The following is a 24463-nucleotide window of genomic DNA, read 5'->3' as shown; positions in this document are numbered from 1 at the left end:
AGTCGCCGAGCACGGCGTTGGCGCGGAAGGAGATCCGGGCGTCCGGCGTCGACCGAACGAACGGGAATGGTCAGGGGGCAGGCACTTCCCCCGTTGACAGCCGGTGCTCGACGTCCGCTGCCTCGGGCACGCCGAGTTCGCGGTACTGCTGGAGTGCTTCGGTCCAGTGTTCGCGAGCCTCGTCGGGTCGGCCGAGATCGCTGAGCGCGTCGCCGATGCCGGCGCGGGCTCGGGCGTGTTCGAAGCGGTTGCCGATGTCGGCGGCGAGGACGCGGGCCTGTTGGTGGTGCTGCTGGGCGGTGTCGGGATCGCCGGTGACGCGCGCGAGGTCGCCGAGGCGGTTGAGGGCCAGGGTGTGCAGGTTGCGTTCACCGAGGACGCGCGCGTTGGTCAGGGCGTTTTCCAGGTGCAGCCGGGCTTGTTGGTGTTGCCCGAGTCGGATGTGGGTCGCGCCGATGACGATGGTGACCCTGGCCTGCCCCAGGACGTCCCCGATGCCCTCGGCGATCGTGCGGCTTTGTTCCAGGTGGTCGATCGCGTCGGTGAGGTGGCCGAGCCGCTGCTGCGCGACACCGATGTTGGCGAGGATGACCGCCTCCCCCATGAGGTCCTCGGCGGCTCGGGCGTGGCCGAGCGCCTCGCGCAGGTGGTGCAGCGTCTGCGGATAGTCGCCCATCATGCCGTGCACGCTGGCGATGTTGCACAGGGCGCGCGCCTCGGCCACCTGGTCGCCGAGTTCTCGGGCGAGGGCGATCGACTGCTGGTAGGCGTCGATCGCCTCCTGGTAGCGGCCCTGTCGGCAGTGGGCGGTGCCGAGCTGGTTGAGGATGTCGCCCTGCGGACCGTGGTCGCCCGCGGCGCGACTGGCCCGAAGCGCGTCGCGGCTGTACGTCACGGTGTCGCCCAGTTCGCCCATCGACAGGGAGAGCGCGCCGAACGCGGCGAGCGCGTGCCGTTCGCCCGCGGCGTCGCCGACCCGGCGGGCCAAGGCGAGCGCAGTGCGCATGTGCTCGATGGCGTCGGGGAAGTTCCCGTTCTGCTTGTGGGCCTGGCTCAGGTTGGTGAGGGCGTTGACCTCGGCCGTCGGGTCCGCCAGCGCGCGGGCGGCGGACACCTCGGCCGTGTGCAGCGCCAGTGCCTCGGCCGGGTGGGGGCGTTGCATCAGGTAACGGCACAGCACCGCCGCGAGGTCGCGCGTGTGGCCGGGCAGCCCGGTGGCCTCGGCCAGTTCGGCGCAGGCGACGAGGTTCGACAGCTCGCGGCCGATCCAGGCCCGCGCGGTCGCGTCGTCGAACGGAGGGACCGGGAGGTCGTCCTGGCCGAGGGGCGGGTCGACGTGGTGCTCGTGGTGCGGGTAGAGGACGTCGACCGCGGTCGCGGCGGTGCGCAGGTAGTGGTCGAACAGCCCGCGCAGGGCGGCCGTCCGAGCGGACGCGTCATCGGTGCGCAGCGCCGCCCTTCTGGCGTGCTCGCGCAGCAGGTCGTGGAAGGTGTACCGGCCAGGGGTGTGCTGCTCGAGCAGGTGGTGGTCCAGCAGGTCCTCCAACAGGACCTCGGCGGTGTCGGCGGGCAGGCCGGCCAGCGCCGCGGCCGCCGCGGTGTCGAGGTCGGTTCCCGGCACGAGGCCGAGCAGGCGGAACATCCGCTGCTGGGCGGGGCGCAGCCGCTGATAGGACATGGTGAACGCGGCGGTCACCTGGGACGCGGCCGGATCCGCGTCGGCCGTCACGACGCGGTCGAGCCGGTCGACCAGGTCGGCGACGCGCCAACTGGCCCGATGCCGCAGCCGCGCGGCGGCGATGCGGATCGCCAGGGGGAGGTACCCGCACCGCAGCACCACCTCGGCAACCGCGTCGTGCTGACCCGCGACGCGTTGTGCCCCAACGATTCTGCGGAACAACGACACGGCGTCGACGGGCGGCATCGTGCACATCGACATCGACTCGGCGCCCTCCAGGTCGACCAGCCGACGGCGACTGGTGATCAGGACGAGGCTGGGGCCCTCGCCGGGCAGCAGGGGCCGCACCTGGCCGGCGTCGAGCGCGTTGTCCAACACGATCAGCAGCCGTCGCCCGGCCACCCTGCTGCGCCACAACCGGGCCAGGTCGTCCGTGCCGGCCGACAGCTGACTGTCCGGGGCGCCGACCGCCCGCAGCAGCCGCGCCAGCGAGGCGCCGGGCTCCAACGGTCCGCGACCGGGCGTGTGGCCCTGGAGGTCCACATACAGTTGCCCGTCGGGAAAGTCGTCGGCCACGGCGTGCGCGGCATGGATCACCAGGGCCGTCTTGCCGATGCCGGCCATCCCGTCGACGGCCGAGACCACCACCGCCGCGCGGCCTCGGACCCGTTCGGTGCGAACGAGATCGACCAGCTGCCCCAGCTCGCCGGCGCGCCCGGTGAAGTCGGCCACCGTGCCGGGCAGCATGCGCGGCACCGGATCGCCCGCGCTCGCGGGTGGCGGCGCAGGGTCTGGTTGCGGCGACTGCGTCGCACCGGCGCCGGCCGAGGACGGTGTGCCGGCCGAGGCGATCAGGCGGTCCCGATCGTCAGCGTCGAGCTCCAACGCGTCGGCGAGCCGGACCATCGTCGACAGGCGCGGTCGTCGCCTGCCGGCCTCCAGGACGCTGACCGCGTGCGCCGAGACGCCCGCCCGCGCGGCCAACGCCTCCTGTGTCCACACCGCGCGTAACCGAAACTCCCGCAACACCTCGCCGAATCGCACAGGCACCCCCAGGCGCGAAACTGGCCCCCACCGGACACAGTTCAGTGTCAGTGAACGCAAACAGAACAACAAGTCAACGCCATGGACCGCGAAGGGGACGTCAGTGAGGGTGGACGGACCTGATCAACGGCGGCGCATCCCTTTCCTGCCAAGGAGTCTCGACGCGCGAGGTTGATCGGGGACCGTGGATGGGGATCGAAGGTGACATCACGGAACTTCGGATCATGTGCGTCAATCCGGGCGATCTGAGCTCAGGACACTGGGGTGAGTCACGTGGGGTATTGGGACAGCGGGGTTTCGGTTGCCGGCGACCCGAGCGTCGCGGCGAAGCGTTCGGCGCACGGGGAATCGGCGCTGAGAGAATCGGCGCAAGGAGAATCGGCGCTGGGGGAATCGGCGGAGCGAACCGGCTTGGCGTATCGGCTGCTCGGCTCGGTCGAGGTGTGTTCGGGTGGGCGGATGCTGCCGCTGCGCGGGGTGCGGCGTCAGGCGCTGCTCGCCGTGCTGCTGCTGTGGCACGGTCGAGCGGTGCCGGTGGAGCGAATCGTGGACGCGGTCTGGGATCAGCGGGTGCCGGGGTCGGCGCGCACGCAGGTGCACGGCATGGTCTCCGAGCTGCGCCGACTTCTCCCGGACGGCGTGATCCAGACCTGCCCGTCCGGCTACCTGGCCCGGGTGGCGCCAGGGGAGCTGGACCTCGCCGTCTTCGAGGAACGCGCGCGGCGTGGTCGGCAGGCCCTTGCGCAGGACCAGCCGATGCAGGCGGCCGAGCTGCTCGGTTCCGCGCTGTCCCTCTGGCGAGGACCGGTGCTGGCCGGCCTGTCCACCCCGCTGCTGACCGCCGAGGCCGCCCGGCTGGCCGAACACCGGCTGTCCGTCGTGGAGGACTGGGTCACCGCCGAGTTCACCCTTGGTCGACACCGCGCGCTGGTCGCCGAACTCGCCGCGCTGGTGGCCGAGCATCCGTTGCGCGAGCTGTTGCGGGAGCAGCTGATGCTGGCCCTGTGGCACACCGGTCGCGCGGCCGAGGCCCTTGCGGTCTACCGGGACGGCCGCCGCCTGCTGCGCGAGGAGTTGGGCATGGAGCCCGGCGCGCCACTGCGCCGGCTGGAACAGGCCATCCTGGCCGACGACCCGACCCTGCGCGCCGCGACGCCGGGCCCGGTGTGCCAGCTTCCCGCCGACCCAGCCGACTTCACCGGTCGCGCCCGCGAGCTGGCCTGGCTCACCGAGGCCCTGACGCCGCACGGCACCGGCGCCACCGTGGTGGCGCTCAGCGGGCCGCCGCTGACCGGCAAGAGCGCGCTGGCCGTCCACGCGGCGCACCTGCTCCGCACCAGGTTCCCCGACGGCCAGCTGTACGCCGACCTGTCCACCGACCAGGACGTCCTGCCCCGGTTCCTGCGCGCCCTCGGTGTGCCGGTCGAGGGCACCTCGGAGTCCGAACGCCGCGAGCTGTTCCGGATGTGCCTTGCCGACCGCCGCGTCCTGATCGTGCTCGACAACGCCACCAGCGCCGCCCAGATCCGCCCGCTGCTGCCCGGCGTCGCGACCTCGGCCACCCTGGTCACCGGCCGCGCCCGGCTCACCGGCCTGCCGGGCGTGCGCCTGCTCGACCTGGACGTCCTCTCCCTTCGCGACGCCCACGCCCTGCTCGCCGTCGCCGACCCGGTCGCGGCCACCGAGATCATCACCGCCTGCGCGAGGATTCCGCTGGCCATCCGAATCGCCGGCGCCCGCCTGGCCGCCCACCCGCACTGGACCGCCGCCGTGCTCGCCGAACGCCTGCGCGACCCGGACCACCGCCTGGCCGAGCTGGTGCACGGCGACCTCGACCTGTCCGCCACCTTCGCCGCCACCACCCCGCTCACCCAGGAGGGCGGCCGCGCCCTGCGTCGCGTCGGCGGGCTGCCCGACCGTCCGATCACCGCAGCCGACGCGGCCGTTCCCGGGCGGGTGCTGGAAGAACTCAGCGACGCCCGGCTCCTGCTGGCCACCCGCACCGGCTACCACTGCGCCCCGCTGGTCAGGCTCTACGCCCGGCTACTCGGAGTTCCTAGTGCGGGGGAGGCTCCGAGCTGAGCACCAGCAACGGTTCCTGGCCGGGGCGGACGCCCCGGGCCAGGCGGGCCGCCTCGGCCGCGGTCGGCGCGGTGGCCACCACCTCGTCCCCGCACAGGGCCAGGTAGCCGGTGCTGCCGTGCAGGAGCTTCAGCGCGGGGCTGGGATCGACGACGGGCAGCGGAACCGGTGGGGTGCCGGCGTACTCGGCCCAGGTGCGTTCCGGCCGCCTGCGCAGGACGGCGTACTGGACCAGGATCAACGGCCCGAGCAGGATCATCGCCGGGAGCCCCCGGTTCACCCAGCCCAGGTAGAGCACCAGCATCAGGGCGGCCAGGGCGGTCAGCCCCAGCGCGCCGCCGACCAGACCGGCCGCCAGCGACCGGGACTTGGTTAGGGTCAGCGTCCACAGCACGACCACGAGCAGATCGCCCATGCCCACCGCCATCCCGGCGCTGCCGGAGCCCCAGCCGAGCACCGGGGTGAGCGGCAGGGTGGCCAGCTTGCCGAAGAAGTCCACCATGGTGGGGAAGACGAGCGTGGCCAGCGCGTCGTACACGGTCAGGCCCGCGGCGAAGACCGCGACGTCCCTGGCGCGCATCCCGCTCTGCACCCACAGGTTCGCGGCGCCGATCAGCACCAGCAGCACCAGGACGTCGTTCAGCGCAAGCGACCGGTGCGCGATCTCCACGCCGACCAGGGCCAGCGCGACCAGCCAGCTCGCCTTCTGTCCGAGCACCGGGCGCAGCACGGTGCTGAGCACCACGGTGAACACCAGTGCCAGCACGGCGATCACGCCGAACGACGGCAGCCGCAGGTACAGCGGCGGGATCAGCACCAGCACCACCGACATGATCACGATGTCGCGCAGGTTCACCACGCCGATCGGCGGGCGCTCGATCCGCCACCGCCGCAGGTAGAACAGGCTGAGCGCGACCAGCGCGACGCAGCCGGCCAGGGTGACCAGCACCGAGCTCAGCGCAGGCTCCACGTTCCGCTCCCCTCCTCGCGCACCACGCTCGTCTCGCGCAGCAACCCCCGGTAGAACTCGATCCTGGGCAGCGCGGCCGGATCGTCGTACAGGACGACCTTCTCGATGCCCAACGCGGCCGCACCCGCCTCCAGCCGCCCGCGCGCCCGCTCCTCGGCGTACACGTGCAGCGTTTCCCCGTCGATGGCGTACCGGCAGGGCAGGGGCACCATGGGCTCGCCCTCCAACAGCTCCAACACGTCCCGCTGGAACACCGGCCCGTCCCCGCGACCAAGCAGCCGCGACGTGGCCGGCAGCCCGGCCATCTCGCAGCCGGCGGGCTCGTCCAGCGTGCGCACCATGTCGCCGGTGGCCAGCCGCAGCAGCGGCATCGTCTCCCGGTACGGCGCGAACGGGGTGATCACCAGCATGCCCACCTGCCCCGGCGCGGTCGGCTCCCACGTTGTCGGGTCGAGCACCTCCACCAGACCGAGGTCGGGCGCGGTGTGCAGGTGCCCCTGCGAGCAGGGTTCGCCGGAGAGCGGGAACGTCTCGGTCATGGCGTAGTTGTCCCGCACCTCGGCCCCGAAGACTCGGGCCGCCCGCGCCTTGAGGGCGTCGGACAGGATCTCCCCGCCGTTCGCGATCCACCGCAGCCCGAAGTCCTGCGGGCCGTAGCCGAGCCGTTCCGCGGTGGCGACCAGTTCGGCCAGGTAGCTCGCGTGCACCGAGATCGCGCTCGGCCGGGACACCTTGCCGGGGAGGTGCACCGGTGTGGTCAGCCGGGCGAGGGTCACCTCGGGATCCGGCAGGCCGGTGAGGAAACAGGCCGCGCCGATCATCCGGCACGCCTCCATGGTGTTGTACAGCCCCAGTGCCGCCCGCGAGCTGATGCAGATCTGGAACACGTCCTGTGGCCCAAGACCCAGGTCACCCATCAACCCGATCGCGGTGAACGTGGTGGCCAGCTCCAGTTCGTACCGGGAGAACCAGAACGCGGTCGGCGTGCCGGTCGTGCCCGTGGTCCAGGCCTGGAACACCGGCTTCGCGTCGCGGGCCACGAACAGTTCGGGGCACGCCCGCACCACCGACTTCGGCGTTGGCGGCACGTCCTGCGATTGCACGGTGCCGGGATCCAGCCCGAGCCGGTCCAACTCCGCGCGGTAGTAGGGAACCTGGGCGTACGCCTTCCGCACGATCGCCCGCCACCGCCGCGCGTCCAGTGCCTGACGGGCGTCCGGGCTGATGCCGGCCTCGCGCATCTCGCGCATGCGGGTCGTGTCCAACGCGCCGAACTCGCGCGCGGTGGCCACCATGTCCGCGACCAGGTGGCGCAGGTCGGCCGGGCGGACCCGGCGACCGGACAACAGGGTCACGCCGTAGCGAAGCTGGCGCCACGCGGTGTCCAACATTGCCGAACTCCTCGGAGAGGGACGTGGCGGACGCTTGCGCGCCCGCCACGTCGACACGGCGAACTACCGAACAGCAGATCGACAGCGCTGTCGGTAACCCGTTCTGTGAACTTCTCAGCAGGCGAAGACGATGAAGACCGTCGACACGAACGAGCTCACGCCGAACTTCAGGTACGAGTTGATGGCCTTGACCATTGGTTTGCTCCGATCCCTCAGTCTGGCGGCGGAACTGCCGCCGGATGTCACCCTCGGCCTCGGCGCTACGAAACGGCTACGCCGGCGCTGGACCGTCGCTAAGCCACTCGTCGTAGCTCCTGTGTGGTCGAGGTCACGTCGCCCGAGGGGAGGGTTTCGGGCCCGGATCCGGCGGTCCCGTGGTCGGCGAGTGAGGGTGTTCCCGGAGGCCGAGACCGTCGGCGCCCGGTCGGTGTCCTAGCCTTGGGTCCGCTGATGGGCCTGTGTTGGGTCGATGTGACGGCCGACGCAGGCCCGTCCACCAGCGACGACTGACCATGCTTCACTCCGCCGGGGGGCGAGTGGCGACGTGCGGGGACCGAAGGGGCATCATCCATGCGCGATATCGCGTCGAGGCTTGTCGGACGAGAGGAAGAGCTTGCGCGAGTCCGTCAGTTACTGACGGCCGGCCAGGTCCACTTCAGCTTCGACGGGCCGCCGGGCATCGGCAAGACCGCCCTGCTCGGCGCCACCACGGCCCAGGCCCAGGCGTTCGGCCTGCGCGCCGCGTGGGCGCAGGCTCGTCCCATGGAGCGGGACTTCGCCTTCGGCGTGGCCCGCCAGCTGTTCGGCCCGCTGCTCGCCTCGCTGTCGGCCGAGCAGCGCGACGCGCTGCTCGCCGACCTGGCCAGCCCGGCCGCCAGGGTGCTCGGGACGGACCCCCTCGCCAAGGAGGACGGGCTCGACGGGCACGCCGTCTTCGACGTGCTGCACGGCCTGTACTGGCTGACCGTCCGCCTGGCGGAGCAACGGCCCCTGCTGCTGGCCGTCGACGATCTCCAGTGGGCCGACACGGCGTCGTTGCGCTGGCTGACCTACCTCGTGCGACGGGCCGACGGGCTCAACATCTCCGTGGTCGGCAGCCGCAACACCGGCGAGGCCGGCACCGACCCCGACCTGCTCGACGAGCTAGCCGACCTGCTCACCGTCATCCCGGTGACGGGGCTGCCCGAGGCGGAGCTCGGCGAGCTGTCCGCCGACATCTTCGGCAGCGCGCCGCACTCCGAGTTCCTCACCGCCTGCCACGCCACCACCGGCGGCAACCCGTTCCTGCTGCGCGAGCTGAGCATCGCCCTCGCCGAGGACGGCCTCGGACCGACCGACCTGGCCATCGACCGGGTCGCCGGGCTCGGGCCGCACACCGTCGCCAGGTGGGTGGTCGCCCGCCTCGAACGCACCTCGCCGGAGTCGGTGGCCCTGGCCAAGGCCGTCGCGGTGCTCGGCGACGACACCGACCTCCCGGTGGCCGCAGCCCTCGCGGACCTGCCGTTGGGCGACGCCGCCACCGCGACCGACGTGTTGACCGCCCTCGGTTTCCTCGCCGACACGCACCCGCTGCGGTTCGTGCACTCGATCGTCCGGGACGCGGTCCGGCTGACGATCCCGCCGACCGAGCTGGACCAGGCCCACCTGCGCGCCGCGCGGCTGCTGCACGGGCAGCGGCGACCCGGCGAACAGGTCGCCGCGCACCTGCTCGCGACCGGTCCCGTCGAGGAGCCGTGGGCCGTCGACGTGTTGCGCGCCACAGCCCGCACCGCCGTCGACCGCGCCGCCCCGGACTCCGCCGTCACCTATCTGCGCCGCGCGCTGACCGAGCCGACCGCCGAGGCGACCCGGCTGCACCTGCTCGTCGAGCTCGGCCAGGCCGAGCTGTCGGTTGACCTGCCGGCCGCCGTGACGCGGCTCACCGAGGCGGCGGACCTGGCGACCGAGCCGAAGGTGATCGCCGGCATCGCCAGGGCCCTCGCGGAGGCCATCGCCCGGCTCGGCGACCACTGGGGCGCCACCGTGGTGCTGGATCAGGCCACCGCCAGGGTCGCCGACCAGGATCCCGCGCTGGCCGCCGAGCTGGAGGCCGCGAGCCTCGCCCTCGGCCACAACTCCTTCGACGGCGCCAGGGTCGAGAAGGCGCGCCGCCTCCTGGACAGCCCGTACACCAAGCCCGCGATCCAGCGGGCCGTCGCCGCGACGCTGGCGATGCGGGTCTGCCTGACCGGTGGCGCGCGCGACGAGGCGTTGGCGTACGCCAACCAGGTGTTGGAGATCGGGCCGCCTGGCACCGCCCAGGACGCGACCTCGCACGCCCTGGCCGCCGGGGCGTTCTGCCTGGCCGGCCGACTCGACCTGGCGCGGCGCTGCGCGGACGAGATGATGGAGCTCGCCCGCCGGACCGGCGCGACCGCCGTCGCGGAATGGTCGCACTACGTGCTGAGCCGGATCGCCTACGAGGAGGGTCGCTGCGACGACAGCGTCGAGGAGCTGAACATGGCCCTGGCGATGCAGGGGCCGCTCAGCGGCACCGACCGGCACCCCGACGTCTACGTGGCGCTGGCCGAGTCGTACGTGGAGCAGGGGCGCCTTGACGACCTCGACGCGCTGTTCGCCGAGGTCGGGTTGTCCGCCGATGGGCCGACCACCCCGACGGCGTTCGCGGTGTTGAGCACCAGGGGCCGCCTGCGCATGCAGACAGGCGACCCGCAGGGCGCGCTGGCCGACCAGCTCCAGCACGGCCAGATCATGCTGGCGATGGGGCTGCACAACCCGGCCGCGCTGCCGTGGCGGTCCCGCGCCGCGCTCGCGCACCACCGGCTCGGCGAGCAGGAGGCGGCCGAGACGCTGGCCGCCGAGGAGGTTTCCCTTGCCAGGCAGTGGGGTGCGCCGCGTCCGCTCGGCATCGCGCTGCGCGCCCTCGGCGTGATCCGGGGCGGGGCGGCCGGCGTCGGCCTGCTGCGCGAGTCCGCCGAGGTGCTCGCCGACTCCACCGCCGAGTTGGAGCACGCGAAAACGTTGCTGCGCCACGGCGTCGCCCTGCACGCGGCGGGCGACCAGGAGGCGGAGACCCAGCTTCGGCAGGCGTACCGGTCGGCCCGCGCGTGCGGCGCGCACGCCGTGGCGGAGCGCGTGGCCGCCGCGATCGCGGAGGCCGGCGGTCGGCGGCCGAGAGAGCAACGCACCGGGATCGACGCGCTGACCAAGCAGCAGCGCGGCATCGCCGAACTGGCCGTGGCCGGCCACACCAACCGGCAGATCGCCGAGCGTTTCTATCTCACGCTGCGCACCGTCGAGCACCATCTGACCAGCGCCTACCGCACGCTCGGCATCAACGGCCGGAGCGAACTGGCCGACGCGTTGGGACCGCGCGCGTGAGCGAGCCGATCAGCACACCGCGCCCCCGTGGCGGACCCGGCGCGTTGTTCGGCCGCGCCGACCAACTCGACGCGATCACCCGTGCGCTCGGCGACGCCGAGAGCGGGCAACTGGCCGCCCTCGCGTTGGACGGCGTCCCCGGCATGGGCAAGTCGGCGCTGCTCGCCGAGGCGATCGAGCTGACGCAGGCCAGGGGACACCGGGTGGCCAGGGCCGAGGGCCATCCGCTCGAACAGGACTACGCCTTCGGCATCGTGCGGCAGCTGTTCGAGCCGATCATCGCGGGCTACCCCGATGATGTGCGCGCCGAGCTGCTCAGCGGCGTCGTCGCGCCTGCCGCCACGGTGCTGTGGCCCACCGTCGGCGCGATGACGCACGCCGGAGACGGCACGTTCGCCGTGCTGCACGGCCTGTACTGGCTGGTGCTGCGGTTGGCCGAACGCTCCCCGCTGACGCTGATCGTCGACGACGTGCAGTGGGCCGACGCGGCGTCGCTGCGGTGGCTGACCTACCTGAGCCGCCGCGCCGAGGACCTGCCAGTGCTGGTGTTGTTGGCCCGCACCACCGGAGTCCGAGGCGGCCAGGACACGTTGGTCGAGGAGCTGGTCGGCGGGCTGGACGCGGTGCGGGTCGGCGGCCTGAACCGCGAGGACATCGCCGAGCTGTGCCTCGCCGAGTTCGGCGTCGAGGCCGAGCCCCCGTTCGTGCTGGGATGCCTCGCGGTCACCGGCGGCAACCCGTTCCTGCTGCGCGAGCTGACCAGAACCCTTGCCGACAAAGGAATCGCGCCCGTCGGGGGGTCCGTCCGCGAACTGGCCGAGTTCAGCCCGCACACCGTGGCCCGCTGGGTGCGCGGCAGGGTGCGGCGGGCGATGCCCGACGCCACACAGGACTGCGTCGCGGTCGCCAGGGCCGTGGCGATCCTCGACGAGCACGCCGAGCTGGCGACCGTGGCGGCACTGACCGAGCTTGACCTCGACCGCGCCGCGCAGGCGGCGGACACGTTGACCCGCATGGGATTGCTGCACAGCGACACCCGGCTGCGGTTCGTGCACTCGATCGTCCGCAACGCCGTGGACGGCGAGATCGCGGTGGCCAGTCGGCGCGCCGCGCACACCGCGGCCGCGCGGGTGTTGGCGGATCGCCGGGCCAGCCCGGAGGAGATCTCCGCGCACCTGCTGGAATGCGACCGGGTCGGCGAGCCCTGGGCGGTCGACGCGCTGCGAATGGCCGGGCGGCTGGCGCTGCGACGGGGGGTGGCCGACAGCGCGGTGCGGTACCTCGACCGGACGTTGGCCGAGCGGCCGGAACCCTCGGTGCGGCTGGATGTGCTGGCCGAGTTGGGGCGGGCCGAGCTCGGCGTGAACGCGCGCACCGCGGTCACCCACCTCAAGGAGGCCTTCGACGGTGTGCTGCGGGAGCCGGGCGACCCGGCGACCAGCGCGCAGTTCCTGGCCCAGGTGGCCACGGACCTCACCATCGCCAGTGCCTCCAGCGGCGGCTGGCAGCAGGCGGTGGAGGTGTTGGACCGCGCCGTCCTGTCCGTCAGCGCCGACCGCGAACTCGCCTTCACCCTGGAGGGCCACGGTGTCGCGGCCGGCTACGGCATTCCGGGATTCCCCTACGAGCAGCGGCTCGCGCGACTGCGGTCCCTCGCGGGGGACGACCCGCGCAACCACACCGTCGTGTCGGGACTGACCTCGCACTATCTGTCCTCGCTCGGACGATCGAGAGACGAGGCGGTGGCCCATGCGCGAGGCCTGAGCACGTTGACGGCGCCGTACTCGGCGATGGACCTGTTCGTGCTGTACCTCGGCGGGCTGACGCTGTGCCGGGCGGACGACTTCGAGGGCGCGGCGCGGTACGCCGAGATCCTGATGGTGCAGGCGCCGCTGCGGGGCAGGCCGATCTTCGCCGAGGCCGGGCACGGGCTGCGCGCCATCGCGGCGTTCCACACCGGCCAGCTCACCGACACGATCGACGAACTACGCGCCGCCATCAAGCTCCGGGACGAGTTGCTCGGTGGCGTGCGCCGCCCGTCCGGGCTGGAGGGCTTCCTCATCCGGACCCACCTGGCGCAGGGCGACCACGACGCGGCCGACCAGGTGCTGGCGTCGGTCGGCACGCCGGACACCTGGACGCGGACCTACCTGGCGAACTGGCTGCTGCACGGCAGGGGAACGTTGCGCGCCCGTCGCGGCGACGTCGAGGGCGCGCTCGCCGACCACCTGGCGTGCGGACAGTCCCTTGCCGAGGTCCCGGTGCACAACCCCGCCGAGATCCCGTGGCGCTCGCGGGCTGCGCTGATGCACCGGCGCCTCGGTAACACGGACGAGGCGTTGCGCCTGATCGAGGAGGAACTGGCCCTGGCCAGGGAGTGGGGCGCACCGCGGGCGATCGCCTTCGCGCTGCGCGCCCTCGGTCGGCTCACCCAGGACATCGAGAGCCTGGCCGAATCCGTTGCCATCCTTGATGGTTCACCGGCGAAGCTGGCCCGCGCGCACAGCCTGTTCCACCTCGGCATCGCGTTCCACCGCACGGCCCGGCGAGCGGACGCGCGCACCGTGCTGACCGAGGCGCATCTCCTGGCGCACGAGTGCGGCGCGGCGCAGCTCGTCGACCTGGCGGCTGAGGCGATCAAACGGATCGCGGGGCGTCGACCGAGGGCGCCTCGACTCGGTGCGGAGGCGCTGACCGCCCAGGAACGGCGGATCGCTGAACGGGCGGTCGGCGGCAACACCAACCGGCAGATCGCCGAGGAACTGTTCCTCACCCTGCGCACGGTCGAACACCATCTGACGTCGGTCTACCGCAAACTGGGCATCAGCGGCCGCGCCGAACTCGCCGCCAGCGGCCTCGACCCGGCGGCGACCCACCAGGGCTGACCGGGCCTCCCGCGTCGACCTGTCGGCGTCCTGTTGCCGACGGCCTTCGTCGAAGAGATTCCGCTCACAGCACTGGTGTCGCGCCGCGCGGTGCACGAGGCTGATGGCAGCGGCCGCGTCTGCGCGGCACTGCGGTGCCCGGTCGCAGTTCATTGCGGTATGGACCACGAGGCATTCCGCTGGCTCCTGGCTGGATGATCACCTGGCATCTCGCACCAGGGGGGAAACCGGGTGCGGCCACCCGAACGCCTAGGGGTCACTACATGGCTGACGCCGCCGCCGACGCACCGCGCGCGCAGGTCTCGATCAACACGCTGATGATCAGCACGGACCGGATCACGATGCTGGCCGACACGGTCAACAGCGGCCGGGTCGTCATGGAGCCGGAGACCGGCCAGCGTCTGCTCACCGCGCTGCGCCAGCACGCCGATGACGTGGAGCGGTGGCGGGCCAGATCGTGGGAGCTGTTGCGGCCGTTGCCGATGGGCGACAACTGGGTGACCGCCAACATGGGCGCGAAGCTCTACAACCGCGTGGCCAACGGGGACCAGTCGTTCACGCAGGTCCTCGACCACTACGGCAAGGCCGTGCACGCCGCCGCAGGCGCCGTCACCGAGGCGATCCGCCGTTACGAGCACAACGAGCACGACCAGGCGGCCACCTTCAACGCCATCGCGGCGCGCTGAGGGGAGCGGCAGCACTATGGACACGAACCGCATCACGATCAACGACAAGATGCTGCACCGGTCGGCCAACGACCCGGCTGCGGACGTCGTCATCGGTGACGACAGGGCACTGCCGCTCGGCGAGCACGTGAACTGGTCCGCGATGACGCACAAGCAGCTGTACGCGGCGGTGCACAACAACAACGACCCGGCCGCCGTGCACGCCGTCGCGGGGGACTGGACCGACCTCGGCGGCCAGTTGGTTGAGTCGGCCAAGGCGCTGGCGGCGACCATCCGCGACACCGAGTCGGGTTGGCAGGGCGAGGCTGCGGCGACCGCCCGGGCGGCGACCGCTCGACTGGTGACATGGGGGCAGGTCGCCGGGCACACCGCGAACGGCATCGGGGACGCGCTCGGCAAGCAGGCCGACCTCTCCGCGCATGCCAAGGCCGCGATGCCCGAACCGGTCGACTACCAGCCCGACACCGCGATGGAGGACGGCTTCCGGGCCAACCGTGGCGTCGGCGGCGGTTCGGTGGTGCCGGTGCACCAGGTGGTGCAGGACGCGAAGGTCCAGCACGACGCGGCGAACTCCGCGCACCAGAAGGCGATCGACGTGCTGACCGCGCTGGACAGCCAGTCGCGGGAGGTGGACGCGAAGATCCCGGTGTTCACGCCGCCGCCGAGGGTCACCTCCGACGCCGTGTCCGACGAGCCGGGCGCGGGCGCTCCGGCGCCCGGTGGCCCCGGCGCGCCCCGGCCCGACGTGTCGCTGCCCGCGCCGGCCGCGCCGAACACGACCGCGCCGTCGCAGGCGGCCCCGCCGAGCGCGCCGCCGCAACAGCCGCAGCCGATCGCGCAGCCCGCGGCGGCGCACCTCCCGCCACCGTCGTTCGGCGGTGGATCGCCGCAGCCGCAACAGAACTGGCCGCAGTACCAGGCGCCGCCGCAGGTCCAGTGCCCGCCGCAGAACACGCGCGTCAGCGGCGCGGTCCCGTCGATCGGTTACCAGCCCGGGTACGGCTCCGTTCCCGGCGGCCCCGACTTCGGCAACCCAGGTTCCGGCGGTCCGGCCAACCAGCGTCCCGGCGGTTTCGGCCAGGGCGGCATGCTGCCGGGAGGTTTCGGTCCCGGCGGTCCCGGCGGTCCCGGCGGTCCCGGCGGTCCCGGCGGTCCCGGCGGTCCCGGTCGCCCCGGCGGACCTGGCGGATTCGGCCGCCCCACCCTGGGCTCCAACGGATTCGGCCCCAACGGTTTCGGTCCCGGCGGTAGTTCCGGGGGCGCGGGCGGCGCCGGTCATGGCGGCGGTCCCGGCCAGGGCGGCGGAATCGGCGACCGGGCCGCCGCGCGCGGCCCCGGCGGCATGGAGCACGGCAACGGGCCGGGCCGCGGCCCGGGAACCATGCCGACCCAGGAACCCGGCCAGGGGCGCCCGATGGGCGGCGCGCCGGGGCGGCCCGGCGGTCCTGGCGCAGCAGGCGGCCAGGGCATGGGCGCCGGCGGTGCCAAGGGCGGCAAGGGCGAGGAGGACCTGGAGCACAGCTCGCCCGGCTATCTCGTCGGCGAGAGCATCTTCGAGCCCGACGGCGGCAACGTGCCGCCTCCGGTCATCGGCGGCGTGTCGCCCTCCGGGAACCGGTGACGGGCGAGTGTCAAACATGATGGTGGACACCAGTTTTCGACTGTCCACAGTGGAGTACGAGGCGCTGTGGTCCGAGCTGGACCACGGCCGGATGCCGTACCCGCTGGACGTGCCGAGCACCGGCGTGATGGTCGCCGACCGCGACCGGATCCGGCGACAGGCCTGCGAGTCGCTGCGTGAGCGGGGCCTGTTCCACCGAGGGAGGCTCGACCCCGTGCTGTGGGCGCTGCTCGGGCTGCTCGGCCGGCACCGGGTGTCGGTCGACGCGGTCGGTCACGACGGTGTGCCGCTGCGCGCGCTGGCCGCCAGCGACGGCAGGATGGCCGTGCTCGGCACGATGCGCGACGGCGAGCTGACGCTGACGGAGATCCGGCCGACGGCCGTCGCCAGCGCGATCGCCGGCGTGCTGTCGCCGGCCACGCCGGGCCCCGGTCGGTCGCTGTCGGTCGGCCTCGCCGAGCTGCGCAGGGCGACCGACCCCGAGGCGGCCGAGGACGGCGGCGACCCGCTCGGCGGCGGCAGGCTCGACGGCTACCTGAACGCGGGGATCCCGCGCCACGACGCCGAACTGCTCGCGGAACTGTCCGCCAGCTGGGTGCGCGGCGGCCAGTTCGGGGTGACCGCCACCGCGCCGGGCGAGACCGCGCCGCGCCGGGGCGACACGCTGGTGGGCTGGCTGGACACCGACAAAGGCCGCTATCTCGCCGTGCGCGAGGGCAACTGGATCAGCTTCGCGCCCGCCGACAACGACCGCATCGCCGCACGCATCGAGCGGATGCTGTCCTCGGTGGAAAACTGAACAAGGAAGCCATGGACACCCAGAAAAGGCTCGACGAGTTCCAGTCCAAGCTGGACGGACTGAAGAAGAAAACCGATCTGTTGCAGGAAAACCTGGCGAACGCCGGGGTGACGGTCAGCTCCCAGGACGAGTCGGTCACCGTCACGGTCGGCCCGAACGGCAGCCTACAGAACCTGAGCCTGAGCCACCGCGCGGCCGAGCACTCGCCGCCTCGGCTGACCGCGCTGATCATGCAGACCGTCGGCAGGGCGCAACGCCAGGTCGCGCAGCGCGTCGCCGAGGCGTTCGCCCCGATCGGCGCGAACACCGCGGCGATGCGAATGCTCACCAGCTACCTGCCGCCCGCAGACGAGGACACCGACGGGCACGACGGGACGCCCTCGCACGGCGAGCCGTCCGTGCCGGACGGGCCGCCGGCAGCACCCCCACGGCCGGCGGCCCATCCCCTCGCCTCCGCGCCGCCGGCCGCGCCGCCGCGCGCGGCCCGTCCCCGGCCGGCCGGGGGCGACGAGGACGAGACCGAGGTGCAGCCGTGGTGACCCATGCGCCGCAACGGCCGCACTCTGGTCAGCCCGGCCTCGGCCAGACCTTCGGCACCGCGGTGGCAGGTGGCGTCGGCAGCTCCGCCGGCATGGGCGTCGCCAGCGCCCTGGACGGCCGGATCGACGCGCTCACCGGCGACGTCTCCAGTGACCTCGCGTCGTTCGGCGCGGTCATGGGCGACATCGCACGGGCCGCCAGCTTCGTGGCCAACCCGTTCGCCGCGGTGCTAAGCGCGGGCCTGGACTGGCTGATCGAGCACATCAGCTTCCTGCACGAGCCGCTGGACATGCTGCTGGGCACACCGGAGGCGATCTACGCCAACGGCGACCAGATGGCGCAGGTCGTCGAGCAGCTTCGGGGCATCGCGGCCGACCACGCCACCGCGCTGAGCGGGTTCCAGGACTGGGAGGGCGCGGCGGCCGACGCGTTCCGGGCCAGCATGGACCGGCTCACCGGCGAGATCAACACGATGGCGAAGGCGACGCACGGCGCGAAGCTGATCGTCTCGGCCATGGGCAGCATCGTGATCGCCGTGCGCGACTCGGTGAAGATGGCGCTGGAGACGCTGCTCAGCAACCTGATCATCGAGGGCCTCGCCGCGCTCGCGGCGGCGATCTTCACCTTCGGCATCTCCGAGGTGGTGTTCATCGCGGCGGCCATCGCGCAGGCCATCGCGTTCGCGGCGGAGTGCGCGGCGACGATCGCCAAGGTCGCCGCCGTGATCGCGAAGTACGGCGTCAACCTGACCTCGCTGATGGACATCGTCAACGAGATCATCGACTCGCTCAAGCGGTTCGCCGACGACATCGGCGACGTCGCCACGCTCGCCAAGGGACTGCCGAACGACCCCGGTGCCGCATCGCCGGTGGATCTTGGCTATTCGCGCCAGGTTGCGCCGTCGGTGGATCCGGACTACTCGCGCCAGGTGACACCGTCGGTGGACCCTGGCTATTCGCGCCATGTCGCACCGCCGGTCGACCCGGCCTACTCGAGGCACATCCAACCGGCCGTGCCGGACCGCGCGCCCGAACCGGAGACCCAGGAGCACCCCGAGCCCGCGCGGCCGATCGGCGGCGGCCGGACTCCGTCCGCCCTGTGAACGAGGAAAAAACATGACAGGCAACGGATTCTCGGTCGTCGGAGCCAGCATGGCGGACTTCGCCGACGGCACCGACCAGCGCGCCGAGGACATGGCGCAGTGCGCAGGGCAGCTCGGCGCGCTCAGCTTCGGCGTGGACTGCTACGGCGTGGTCGGCCAGCCCTTCGCCGCGCTGGCCGCCGCGGCGGCGCACCGCGCGCAGTCCCTGCTGAACCAGGGTTCGACGCTGGTGCGGCGCGCGGCCGACAAGGTGCGCGAGACCGCCGACGCCTATGACGCCATCGACGAGCAGAACGCGCAGGCCTTCGGCGATATCAACCCGGACGAAGATCCGGCCGTCTACTCCGGCGACCCGGCCGCGCCATCATCGGGTTCGGTGGGCGCTGGCGGCGGACACGTTGCGACGCCGGTGGCTCCGGTCGGTTCGGCTGTGCCGGGCACGATGCCGTCGGGTTCGGTGGGCGTGGGTGGCGGACACGTTGCGATGCCGGTAACTCCCGTCGGTTCGGCCGTGCCGGGCACCATGCCGTCGGGTTCGGTAGGTGTGGGCGGCGGACACATTGCGATGCCGGCGGCATCGGTCGGTTCGGCCATGCCGGGCACGATGCCCGCAGGCGCACACGGTCCGGGCGCGGCACCGCTGACTCAGGGCGCGCCGCTGGCACCGGGCGGTCCGGTGGGATCGCGGGTGCCGCGAACGCCCGCGTCACCGGCCACCCCGGCGATGCCGGCCGCGCCGCGGCTGTCCATACCGTCGCGACCGCCCACACTGCCATCGCCCACGCCGTCATCGTCCACGCCGCCGCTGCGCACGCCGCAGCCCTCGACGACACCCAGCCTCCGGCTGCCCGCCGGGCCGGGCCAGGGCGGACCCGGCCCGACCGGCGGCGGTCCCATGCCCTCGGGCACAACCGTCGGCCGTCCGCCCCTCACGGTGTCAGGCCGGCCGGTCGACCCTGCCGGCCATCCGCTCGACCCCACCGGCGGACCTCGCGATCTCGCCGGCCGTCCGCTCGACCCCGCCGGCCGCCCCATCGACGCGGGCTACCGGGCGAACCCCACCGGGAGCGGGGGAAGCCACACTGCGCCAACGCTTTCCGCGTCGGGCGTGCCGGGCCTGTCGGGCACGCACGCGGCAGGCCTAGGCGCCTCGGGCACCGGTGTTGCCGGTCACGGTGGCGGCGGTGGCGGGGCCGGCGTCGGCGTCAACGGGATGGGCGCGAGTGGTGCGGGGATGCACGTGGCCGGCGGGTCGGGACCTGTCACCAACCCGGAGGGGCTCGCCGGCACGGGCAACAAGTCCGCCGTGCTGACGCCGGAGTCCGCCCAGGACGGCGGGCCGCAGCACGGGCAGGCGGCGGCGGCACCGGCCGGCGGCCAGCCGGCGGGTGCCATGCCGCCGGGCGGCGGCATGGCCGGGGCAGGCAAGGGCCAGGGCGGCGACAAGGAGCGCAAGACCGCCGGCTATGTCAAGGGAGAGAAGATCTTCGCGGCCGCAGACGGCGATCTCAACATTCCCCCGCCCGTGATCGGTGGCCAGCCGCCGCAGCAGCAGCAGCCGACCGCGCCCTGAGCGACGGAAGAGACTCTCGATGTCCCCCACGGCGCGACGCAGCGTCAGCCGCTCGGCCAGCACGGCCGGCGCGTCCATCCGCAGCCTGCACAGCGCGGCCGGCTCGGCCACCGAAGCGACACATCAGGTCAGCCGCTCGCTGAGCCGGTCCGGCAGCACAAAGTCCGGCCACTCCTCGCCGACGCCGCCGCGCACCACCCAGTCCGCCACACCGCACGGCAGCCGCGGCACCGTCTACCGGGGGGACGGCCGCCACCCGAGCGAGATCTTCCAGCACGGTTTCGCGTCCCGGGGCGACAACTACGACCTCGGCGATCACATCAAGGGCGGGTCGAACCTCCGCGCGACGGGATACGTCAGCACCTCGGCGAACCCGACCGTCGCGCAGTCGTTCACCCAGCCGCCGCCTCCGTCGTGGCGCGACCGGGTCGGCCTGAAGCTGGGCACGTCGCCGCTGAACCGAATGGCAGCCACCCCGGGTGTGCCGGCGACACCGTCGAACCAGCCGTTGCGGATCAAGAACGTCGACGGAGTCAACTACATGTACCGCAAGGGGTGGATCTACTCGATGGACCGGGGCGGGAACATGACCAACGCGAACGCGTCGGGGCATGTTCCGCCGGACTACCGATGGCAGGAGGAGTGGTCGGCCAAGAGGCAGATCGTTCCGCAGGACATTCAGGGCGCCCAGCGGTTCAAGGGCTGGGTCGAGGTCAACAACAACACGGGCGTGCCGAAGATCCTCGACCCCACCCACGGTCCGTTTGTGGCGAACCCACGCTATGACCCCAACTACCGCGCACGACAGGAGCAGGCATGACGCCGACCGAGGTGCCCGGCCAGCCGCAGTCGCGGGAGCTGGCCGTTCCGCCGATCACCACCGAGCTGCGCGAGCAGGCCAGGGCGCAGCCGGGAACCTGGCTCTACGTGGTCGATCCGGCGTTCCAGGGCGTCGAGGACGTACCGGGCTTCGGCATCATCGGTGGCTACCGCGTCGACGAGCACGGCGAGATCGATCCGGAGTTCCGGGCGAACGCCGACTACCTGCCGTCGCCGTTCGCCCTCGGCCTGCCCGCGCCGGTGAACGACCTGGAGGCGGCGATGCAGCTCTCCGCCACCGGATACGGGGACCAGGAACAGTTCGAGGACGAGCTGCGGATCAGTCCACTGTGGACACCGAGTCGACCGGGTATCGCGGGCCCCGTGCTGGTCGAGGACGGGGCGGGGCGTCCCGCCGTGCACGTGTTCACCTCAGAAGGCCAGCTGCCGGCCAGCTGGCAGGAATGGCGCAGGACGACCGTCGCCGAACTGTTGCCGGTGTTGCGGGCCAACGACCTCGTGGTCAATCCCGGCAGCCCGACCAGCGTCCGGATCCCCTGCGACACGTTCTGACCGCCCGAGCTCGACAAGATGAAGGAGGAGGATCACGGTGGCCGGTCACACCTATGACCTAGGCGTGCTCCAGACGCACACCCAGCAGTTGGGCGGGGTCGCGGACCAGTTGGAGGACGCCCTGAGCGACGCGTTGCAGGCGGAGTTGCCGCAGGACGCGTTCGGGCCGCTCGGCGCCCCCATCGCGGAGCTGGTCAAGCCGCTCGCCCAGGCCGCGCAGGAGGCGTTCACCAGCGGTGTTTCCTCGGTGCGGGCGAGCACCGCGAGCATGCACGCCACCGTGCGCGAGTACGACGAGACCGAACAGGCCAACGCGGCCGCGTTCCGTGCTGGGATGGGTGGGGCATGAGCCGCAAGGGCGGTGGCGGAAGCCACTCGACGCCGGCACCGAGCGGCGCCAAGCCGTCGTCGTCGCACGATTCGGCGGTGCCGGCTGCGTCGCATGCCGGTGGAGACATGCCTTACGGCGGTTCGAAGGCGATGCCGGGTGATCCCGCTGCGCCGGGCGGTGCCAAGCCGTCGTCGTCGCATGACGCTGCGGTGCCGGCTGCGTCGCATGCTGGCGGGGATATGCCTTACGGCGGCTCGAAAGCCATGCCGGGTGATCCTGCTGCGCCTGGTGGGCGGACGCCGTCGTCGCATGACGCTGCGGTACCGGCTGGGTCGCATGCTGGCGGGGATATGCCTTACGGCGGTTCGAAGGCCATGCCGGGTGACCACGCGGCCCCCGGCGCGCACATCCCGCCGCCGGGCCACCACGGTCCCAGCTTCGGGAGCACCCTCGGCCAGTCGTTCGCTGGCGGGCTCGGCGGTGGCATCGGCGGTGGCATCGGCAACTCGATGTTCAACGGCGGATACGGCCGATACGGCGCAGACGGTCCGGGTTACGGCGCGGCCGGTGGCGAAGGCGGCTACGGCGGCGGACCCGGCGGCGCTGGTGACTACGGCGCTGGTGACTACGGCGACAGCGGGGGCAACAGCTACGACGTCGCCCATCAGCTCTCCAGGATCAGCTCGGCCGTCCGCGACGCCGGCCAGGGCGATGGCGGCGTCGGCGACCTCGGCCCGACCGACAACCCGCTGGACGCCGTGTCCGGGCTGGACATCCCCGGTCTTCCCGAGATGCTGCAACCGATGCAGGAGGCGATGGACTGGTTCGCCGGCAACCCTGGCGCGATCGAGGCCTATGCCGAGCGGTGGCGGCGGGTGGCGGAGTTGGCCCGCGCGGCCGGAGACCAGTTCGGCGGCACCGTGCGCAAGCACACGATGGAATGGACCGGCCCGACCGCCGAGGTGTACCGCTCGCACGCGCAGAACCAGCACACCGGCCTGGCCGGCCTCGCCGAGGCGGCGGAGTGCATCGTGGCCATCGTCGAGGCGGGGGTCGCGGTCGCCGGCACCGCGCGCGCCCAGATCCGAGAGGCCGCGGCCGGCTGCGCCAACGACATCGTGGACCGCATCCCGGCCTGGAACGCGGTGCTCGCGGCCGACCCGACGGGCGGCATGAACGAGGTCATGGCCGACGCCTCGGCCATCGTCGCCGGCTGGGCGTAGCGGCGGTCGGCAGGGCAATCCGGAGCGCGACCCAAGAAGGAGAGCAGGACTGTGCTAGCGAACACCCCCGACGACGTCGGCCGCGTCGTCGACCAGTGGAGCACGCGCGTGGCCGAGCGGGCGCAGCGGTTCAAGGAGACCCAACGCGCGGTGTCGGCGATCTCGGTGACCGAGTCGGCGGCGGGCGGCGCGATCAGGGTGACCGTGAACTCCTCTGGCAACCTCTCGGACATCGCGCTGTCCGACGACACCCAGCGGATGAGCCCGGCGACCGTGGCCAAGCAGCTGATGTCCTGTGTCCAGCGCGCGCAGGCCAAGCTGGCCGGACGGGTGCAGGAGGCGATGGCACAGGTCGCCGCGCACGATCCGGCCAGCGCCGCCGCCGTGGTGGACCGCTACCAGCAGCGGTTCCCCGAGCCCGCCGAGGATCAGATCGCCCCGCCGCCGACGCAGCAGAACGCGGGCTTTGGCATGAGCCACCTCGACGACGAGTCGGCCCGCGCGCCGAGGCGGGCTCCGGCGGTCGGGTACACGCCGCCGCCCGCCGCGTCCCCGCCGCCGCAGGCCGCCGTCCCTCGACGCGCGCCGGTTCGCGATGTGGACGACGACGACTTCGGGGCGTCCCCGTGGTGATGTCGGTTGTGCGAGAGAGGAGTTAGGTCATGCGTGGCGGCAGAGGCGGTGGCACGGCGGGCCGCGGCGGTCGTGGTGGCGGCGGCGGTCGTGGTGGCGGCGGCGGTCGAGGCGGACGGCAGGGCGTCGCCGCGGCGGCTCAGGGCGGTAGGCAGGGCATGCAGCAGCTGGCCGGCGCGGCCGGCCAGGCCCAACCGCAGATCCAGCGGGTCGACCAGGCGCTCGGCGGTGGGCGGGCGACTCCGCCGCAGGAGCCGCACGCGTGGCCGGCCGGCTACACGCCGCCGTTTCACAAGGCGCCCGTCTACGACCTCGGACCGCTGCCCACCCATCGCGTGCCGGCGGCCCAACGCCAGCCGCTCTACCACTACACGAGCGCGAAGGGACATGCCGCGATCACCGGCGCTTCCACCCCGCAGCTGTGGTCGTCCCAGCACCACATCGGTAGCGGAGCGCACGCGCGCTACGGCTCCGGCCAGTACTTCACGCCGATCCGGCCGGGCAGCATGTCGCAGGAGGACCTGTCCCAGGCGTTGTTCCGGAACCCGAACAACGGGAATCGTCTCACCCACTACATCCAGGTCGACCCGGCCGCGGTGCCGCACTACCGGCAGTCGGTGGACCGCCCAGATGTTCTGCTCAACCGCCAGCAGGGACCGCTGGACCTGGCCGGCAGGATGACCGGCCATGGCCCGGTGCCGCCGTATGTTCCGCCTGCGCCCCCTGGAGCGTGAGCGGCCGTCCCTCGGGGCGGTTCTTCGTCGCGGTCACGCGCAGAAGAGCCCGCCCAGGTACCACTCCCGCGAGACCGTCCGCCGCTCCGCATCGTCGGCGGTCAGCGCCACAGCCCCGCGCCGCACCAGCACCACGTCGTGCAGCTCGACCGCGTGCTCGGCACGGACCTCGGCCCGAATCAGCTCGGCGACCTCGTCCGGTCCCGTCGCGGTGGTCTCCGCGACCAGCACGACCCGCCCGCGGCCGATACCGAACGCCGCGCACCCGCGCCATGACACCGCGCCGGCGACCGCGCTTGCCGTGCACTCGATCTCACGCGCCGACACGACGTCGGACATCGACACGATCTCGGGCATCGGGCGCGGGACGGTCCTCACCTGGTTTCGCACCCGATCAC

19 protein-coding genes are annotated in these 24463 nt (G+C 72.8%); 15 read left to right on the top strand and 4 right to left on the bottom strand.

The window, feature by feature from the left end:
- Nucleotides 1-70: 70 nt before the first annotated feature.
- Nucleotides 71-2728, bottom strand: a complete 2658-nt coding sequence (locus F0L68_RS12330) for an ATP-binding protein (RefSeq protein ID WP_223198723.1) — start codon at nucleotides 2726-2728, stop codon at nucleotides 71-73.
- A gap of 405 nt (nucleotides 2729-3133) precedes the next feature.
- Here F0L68_RS12330 and F0L68_RS12325 point away from each other — a divergent pair, with 405 nt between their 5' ends.
- Nucleotides 3134-4804 (top strand): AfsR/SARP family transcriptional regulator, encoded by a 1671-nt coding sequence (locus F0L68_RS12325; protein ID WP_149849654.1) that lies wholly within the window; start codon nucleotides 3134-3136, stop codon nucleotides 4802-4804.
- Here F0L68_RS12325 and F0L68_RS12320 read toward each other — a convergent pair.
- Together F0L68_RS12320 and F0L68_RS12315 are read right to left on the bottom strand one after the other, a co-directional pair.
- Complete coding sequence (locus F0L68_RS12320; RefSeq protein WP_149849653.1) at nucleotides 4779-5774, bottom strand: hypothetical protein; 996 nt, start codon at nucleotides 5772-5774, stop codon at nucleotides 4779-4781. The two genes, F0L68_RS12325 and F0L68_RS12320, sit on opposite strands and share 26 nt — an antisense overlap.
- Nucleotides 5759-7165 carry a phenylacetate--CoA ligase family protein gene (locus F0L68_RS12315; RefSeq protein ID WP_149849652.1) on the bottom strand — a complete coding sequence of 469 codons (1407 nt, stop codon included), beginning with the start codon at nucleotides 7163-7165 and terminating at the stop codon, nucleotides 5759-5761. Before F0L68_RS12315 ends, F0L68_RS12320 begins: the two co-directional genes overlap by 16 nt.
- 570 nt (nucleotides 7166-7735) lie before the next feature.
- Between F0L68_RS12315 and F0L68_RS12310 the strand changes: the two genes are divergently transcribed.
- The 14 genes from F0L68_RS12310 (at nucleotide 7736) to F0L68_RS42305 (ending at nucleotide 24065) form a co-directional block, all read left to right on the top strand.
- On the top strand, nucleotides 7736-10546 hold the full coding sequence (locus F0L68_RS12310; RefSeq protein ID WP_149849651.1) for an ATP-binding protein: 2811 nt from the start codon (nucleotides 7736-7738) through the stop codon (nucleotides 10544-10546).
- A complete protein-coding gene (locus F0L68_RS12305) occupies nucleotides 10543-13431 on the top strand; it encodes a helix-turn-helix transcriptional regulator (RefSeq protein WP_149849650.1) in 2889 nt (962 codons plus the stop codon). The genes F0L68_RS12310 and F0L68_RS12305 overlap by 4 nt, the downstream gene beginning before the upstream one ends.
- A gap of 263 nt (nucleotides 13432-13694) precedes the next feature.
- The gene (locus F0L68_RS12300) at nucleotides 13695-14117 is read left to right on the top strand and encodes a hypothetical protein (RefSeq protein ID WP_149849649.1); all 423 of its coding nucleotides are present in this window, start codon (nucleotides 13695-13697) and stop codon (nucleotides 14115-14117) included.
- A gap of 16 nt (nucleotides 14118-14133) precedes the next feature.
- The gene (locus F0L68_RS12295) at nucleotides 14134-15738 is read left to right on the top strand and encodes a hypothetical protein (protein WP_149849648.1); all 1605 of its coding nucleotides are present in this window, start codon (nucleotides 14134-14136) and stop codon (nucleotides 15736-15738) included.
- Between the two features lie 16 nt (nucleotides 15739-15754).
- Nucleotides 15755-16537: an ESX secretion-associated protein EspG gene (locus F0L68_RS12290; RefSeq protein WP_223198739.1), complete on the top strand. Its 783-nt coding sequence runs from the start codon at nucleotides 15755-15757 to the stop codon at nucleotides 16535-16537.
- 11 nt (nucleotides 16538-16548) lie between these two features.
- Nucleotides 16549-17076: a YbaB/EbfC family nucleoid-associated protein gene (locus F0L68_RS12285; protein ID WP_149849647.1), complete on the top strand. Its 528-nt coding sequence runs from the start codon at nucleotides 16549-16551 to the stop codon at nucleotides 17074-17076.
- Nucleotides 17070-18179 (top strand): WXG100 family type VII secretion target, encoded by a 1110-nt coding sequence (locus tag F0L68_RS42310; RefSeq protein WP_188316532.1) that lies wholly within the window; start codon nucleotides 17070-17072, stop codon nucleotides 18177-18179. Before F0L68_RS12285 ends, F0L68_RS42310 begins: the two co-directional genes overlap by 7 nt.
- 13 nt (nucleotides 18180-18192) lie before the next feature.
- A complete protein-coding gene (locus tag F0L68_RS12280) occupies nucleotides 18193-19752 on the top strand; it encodes a type VII secretion target (protein WP_188316531.1) in 1560 nt (519 codons plus the stop codon).
- 19 nt (nucleotides 19753-19771) lie between these two features.
- Nucleotides 19772-20572 carry a hypothetical protein gene (locus F0L68_RS12275; protein WP_149849645.1) on the top strand — a complete coding sequence of 267 codons (801 nt, stop codon included), beginning with the start codon at nucleotides 19772-19774 and terminating at the stop codon, nucleotides 20570-20572.
- The gene (locus tag F0L68_RS12270; RefSeq protein ID WP_149849644.1) at nucleotides 20569-21144 is read left to right on the top strand and encodes a type VII secretion system-associated protein; all 576 of its coding nucleotides are present in this window, start codon (nucleotides 20569-20571) and stop codon (nucleotides 21142-21144) included. The genes F0L68_RS12275 and F0L68_RS12270 overlap by 4 nt, the downstream gene beginning before the upstream one ends.
- Nucleotides 21145-21181: 37 nt before the next feature.
- Nucleotides 21182-21493, top strand: coding sequence for a hypothetical protein (locus tag F0L68_RS12265; RefSeq protein WP_149849643.1), 312 nt, complete (start codon nucleotides 21182-21184; stop codon nucleotides 21491-21493).
- 356 nt (nucleotides 21494-21849) lie between these two features.
- Nucleotides 21850-22698 carry a WXG100 family type VII secretion target gene (locus F0L68_RS12260; RefSeq protein WP_149849642.1) on the top strand — a complete coding sequence of 283 codons (849 nt, stop codon included), beginning with the start codon at nucleotides 21850-21852 and terminating at the stop codon, nucleotides 22696-22698.
- Between the two features lie 51 nt (nucleotides 22699-22749).
- Entirely contained in the window at nucleotides 22750-23331 is a 582-nt protein-coding gene (locus tag F0L68_RS12255) for a YbaB/EbfC family nucleoid-associated protein (RefSeq protein ID WP_149849641.1), read from the top strand.
- Between the two features lie 29 nt (nucleotides 23332-23360).
- Nucleotides 23361-24065, top strand: a complete 705-nt coding sequence (locus tag F0L68_RS42305; protein WP_188316530.1) for an HYD1 signature containing ADP-ribosyltransferase family protein — start codon at nucleotides 23361-23363, stop codon at nucleotides 24063-24065.
- 33 nt (nucleotides 24066-24098) lie between these two features.
- Here the strand turns inward: F0L68_RS42305 and F0L68_RS12245 are convergent, their stop codons facing one another.
- Nucleotides 24099-24455 carry a fatty acyl-AMP ligase gene (locus tag F0L68_RS12245; RefSeq protein WP_149849640.1) on the bottom strand — a complete coding sequence of 119 codons (357 nt, stop codon included), beginning with the start codon at nucleotides 24453-24455 and terminating at the stop codon, nucleotides 24099-24101.
- Between the last annotated feature and the right edge of the window lie 8 nt (nucleotides 24456-24463).

Origin of the sequence: Solihabitans fulvus (genome assembly GCF_008386585.1) — a bacterium.
GTDB lineage: Bacteria > Actinomycetota > Actinomycetes > Mycobacteriales > Pseudonocardiaceae > Solihabitans > Solihabitans fulvus.
The sequence above is the reverse complement of the archived record's forward strand: the minus strand, read 5'-3'. Positions and strand labels throughout refer to the sequence as shown.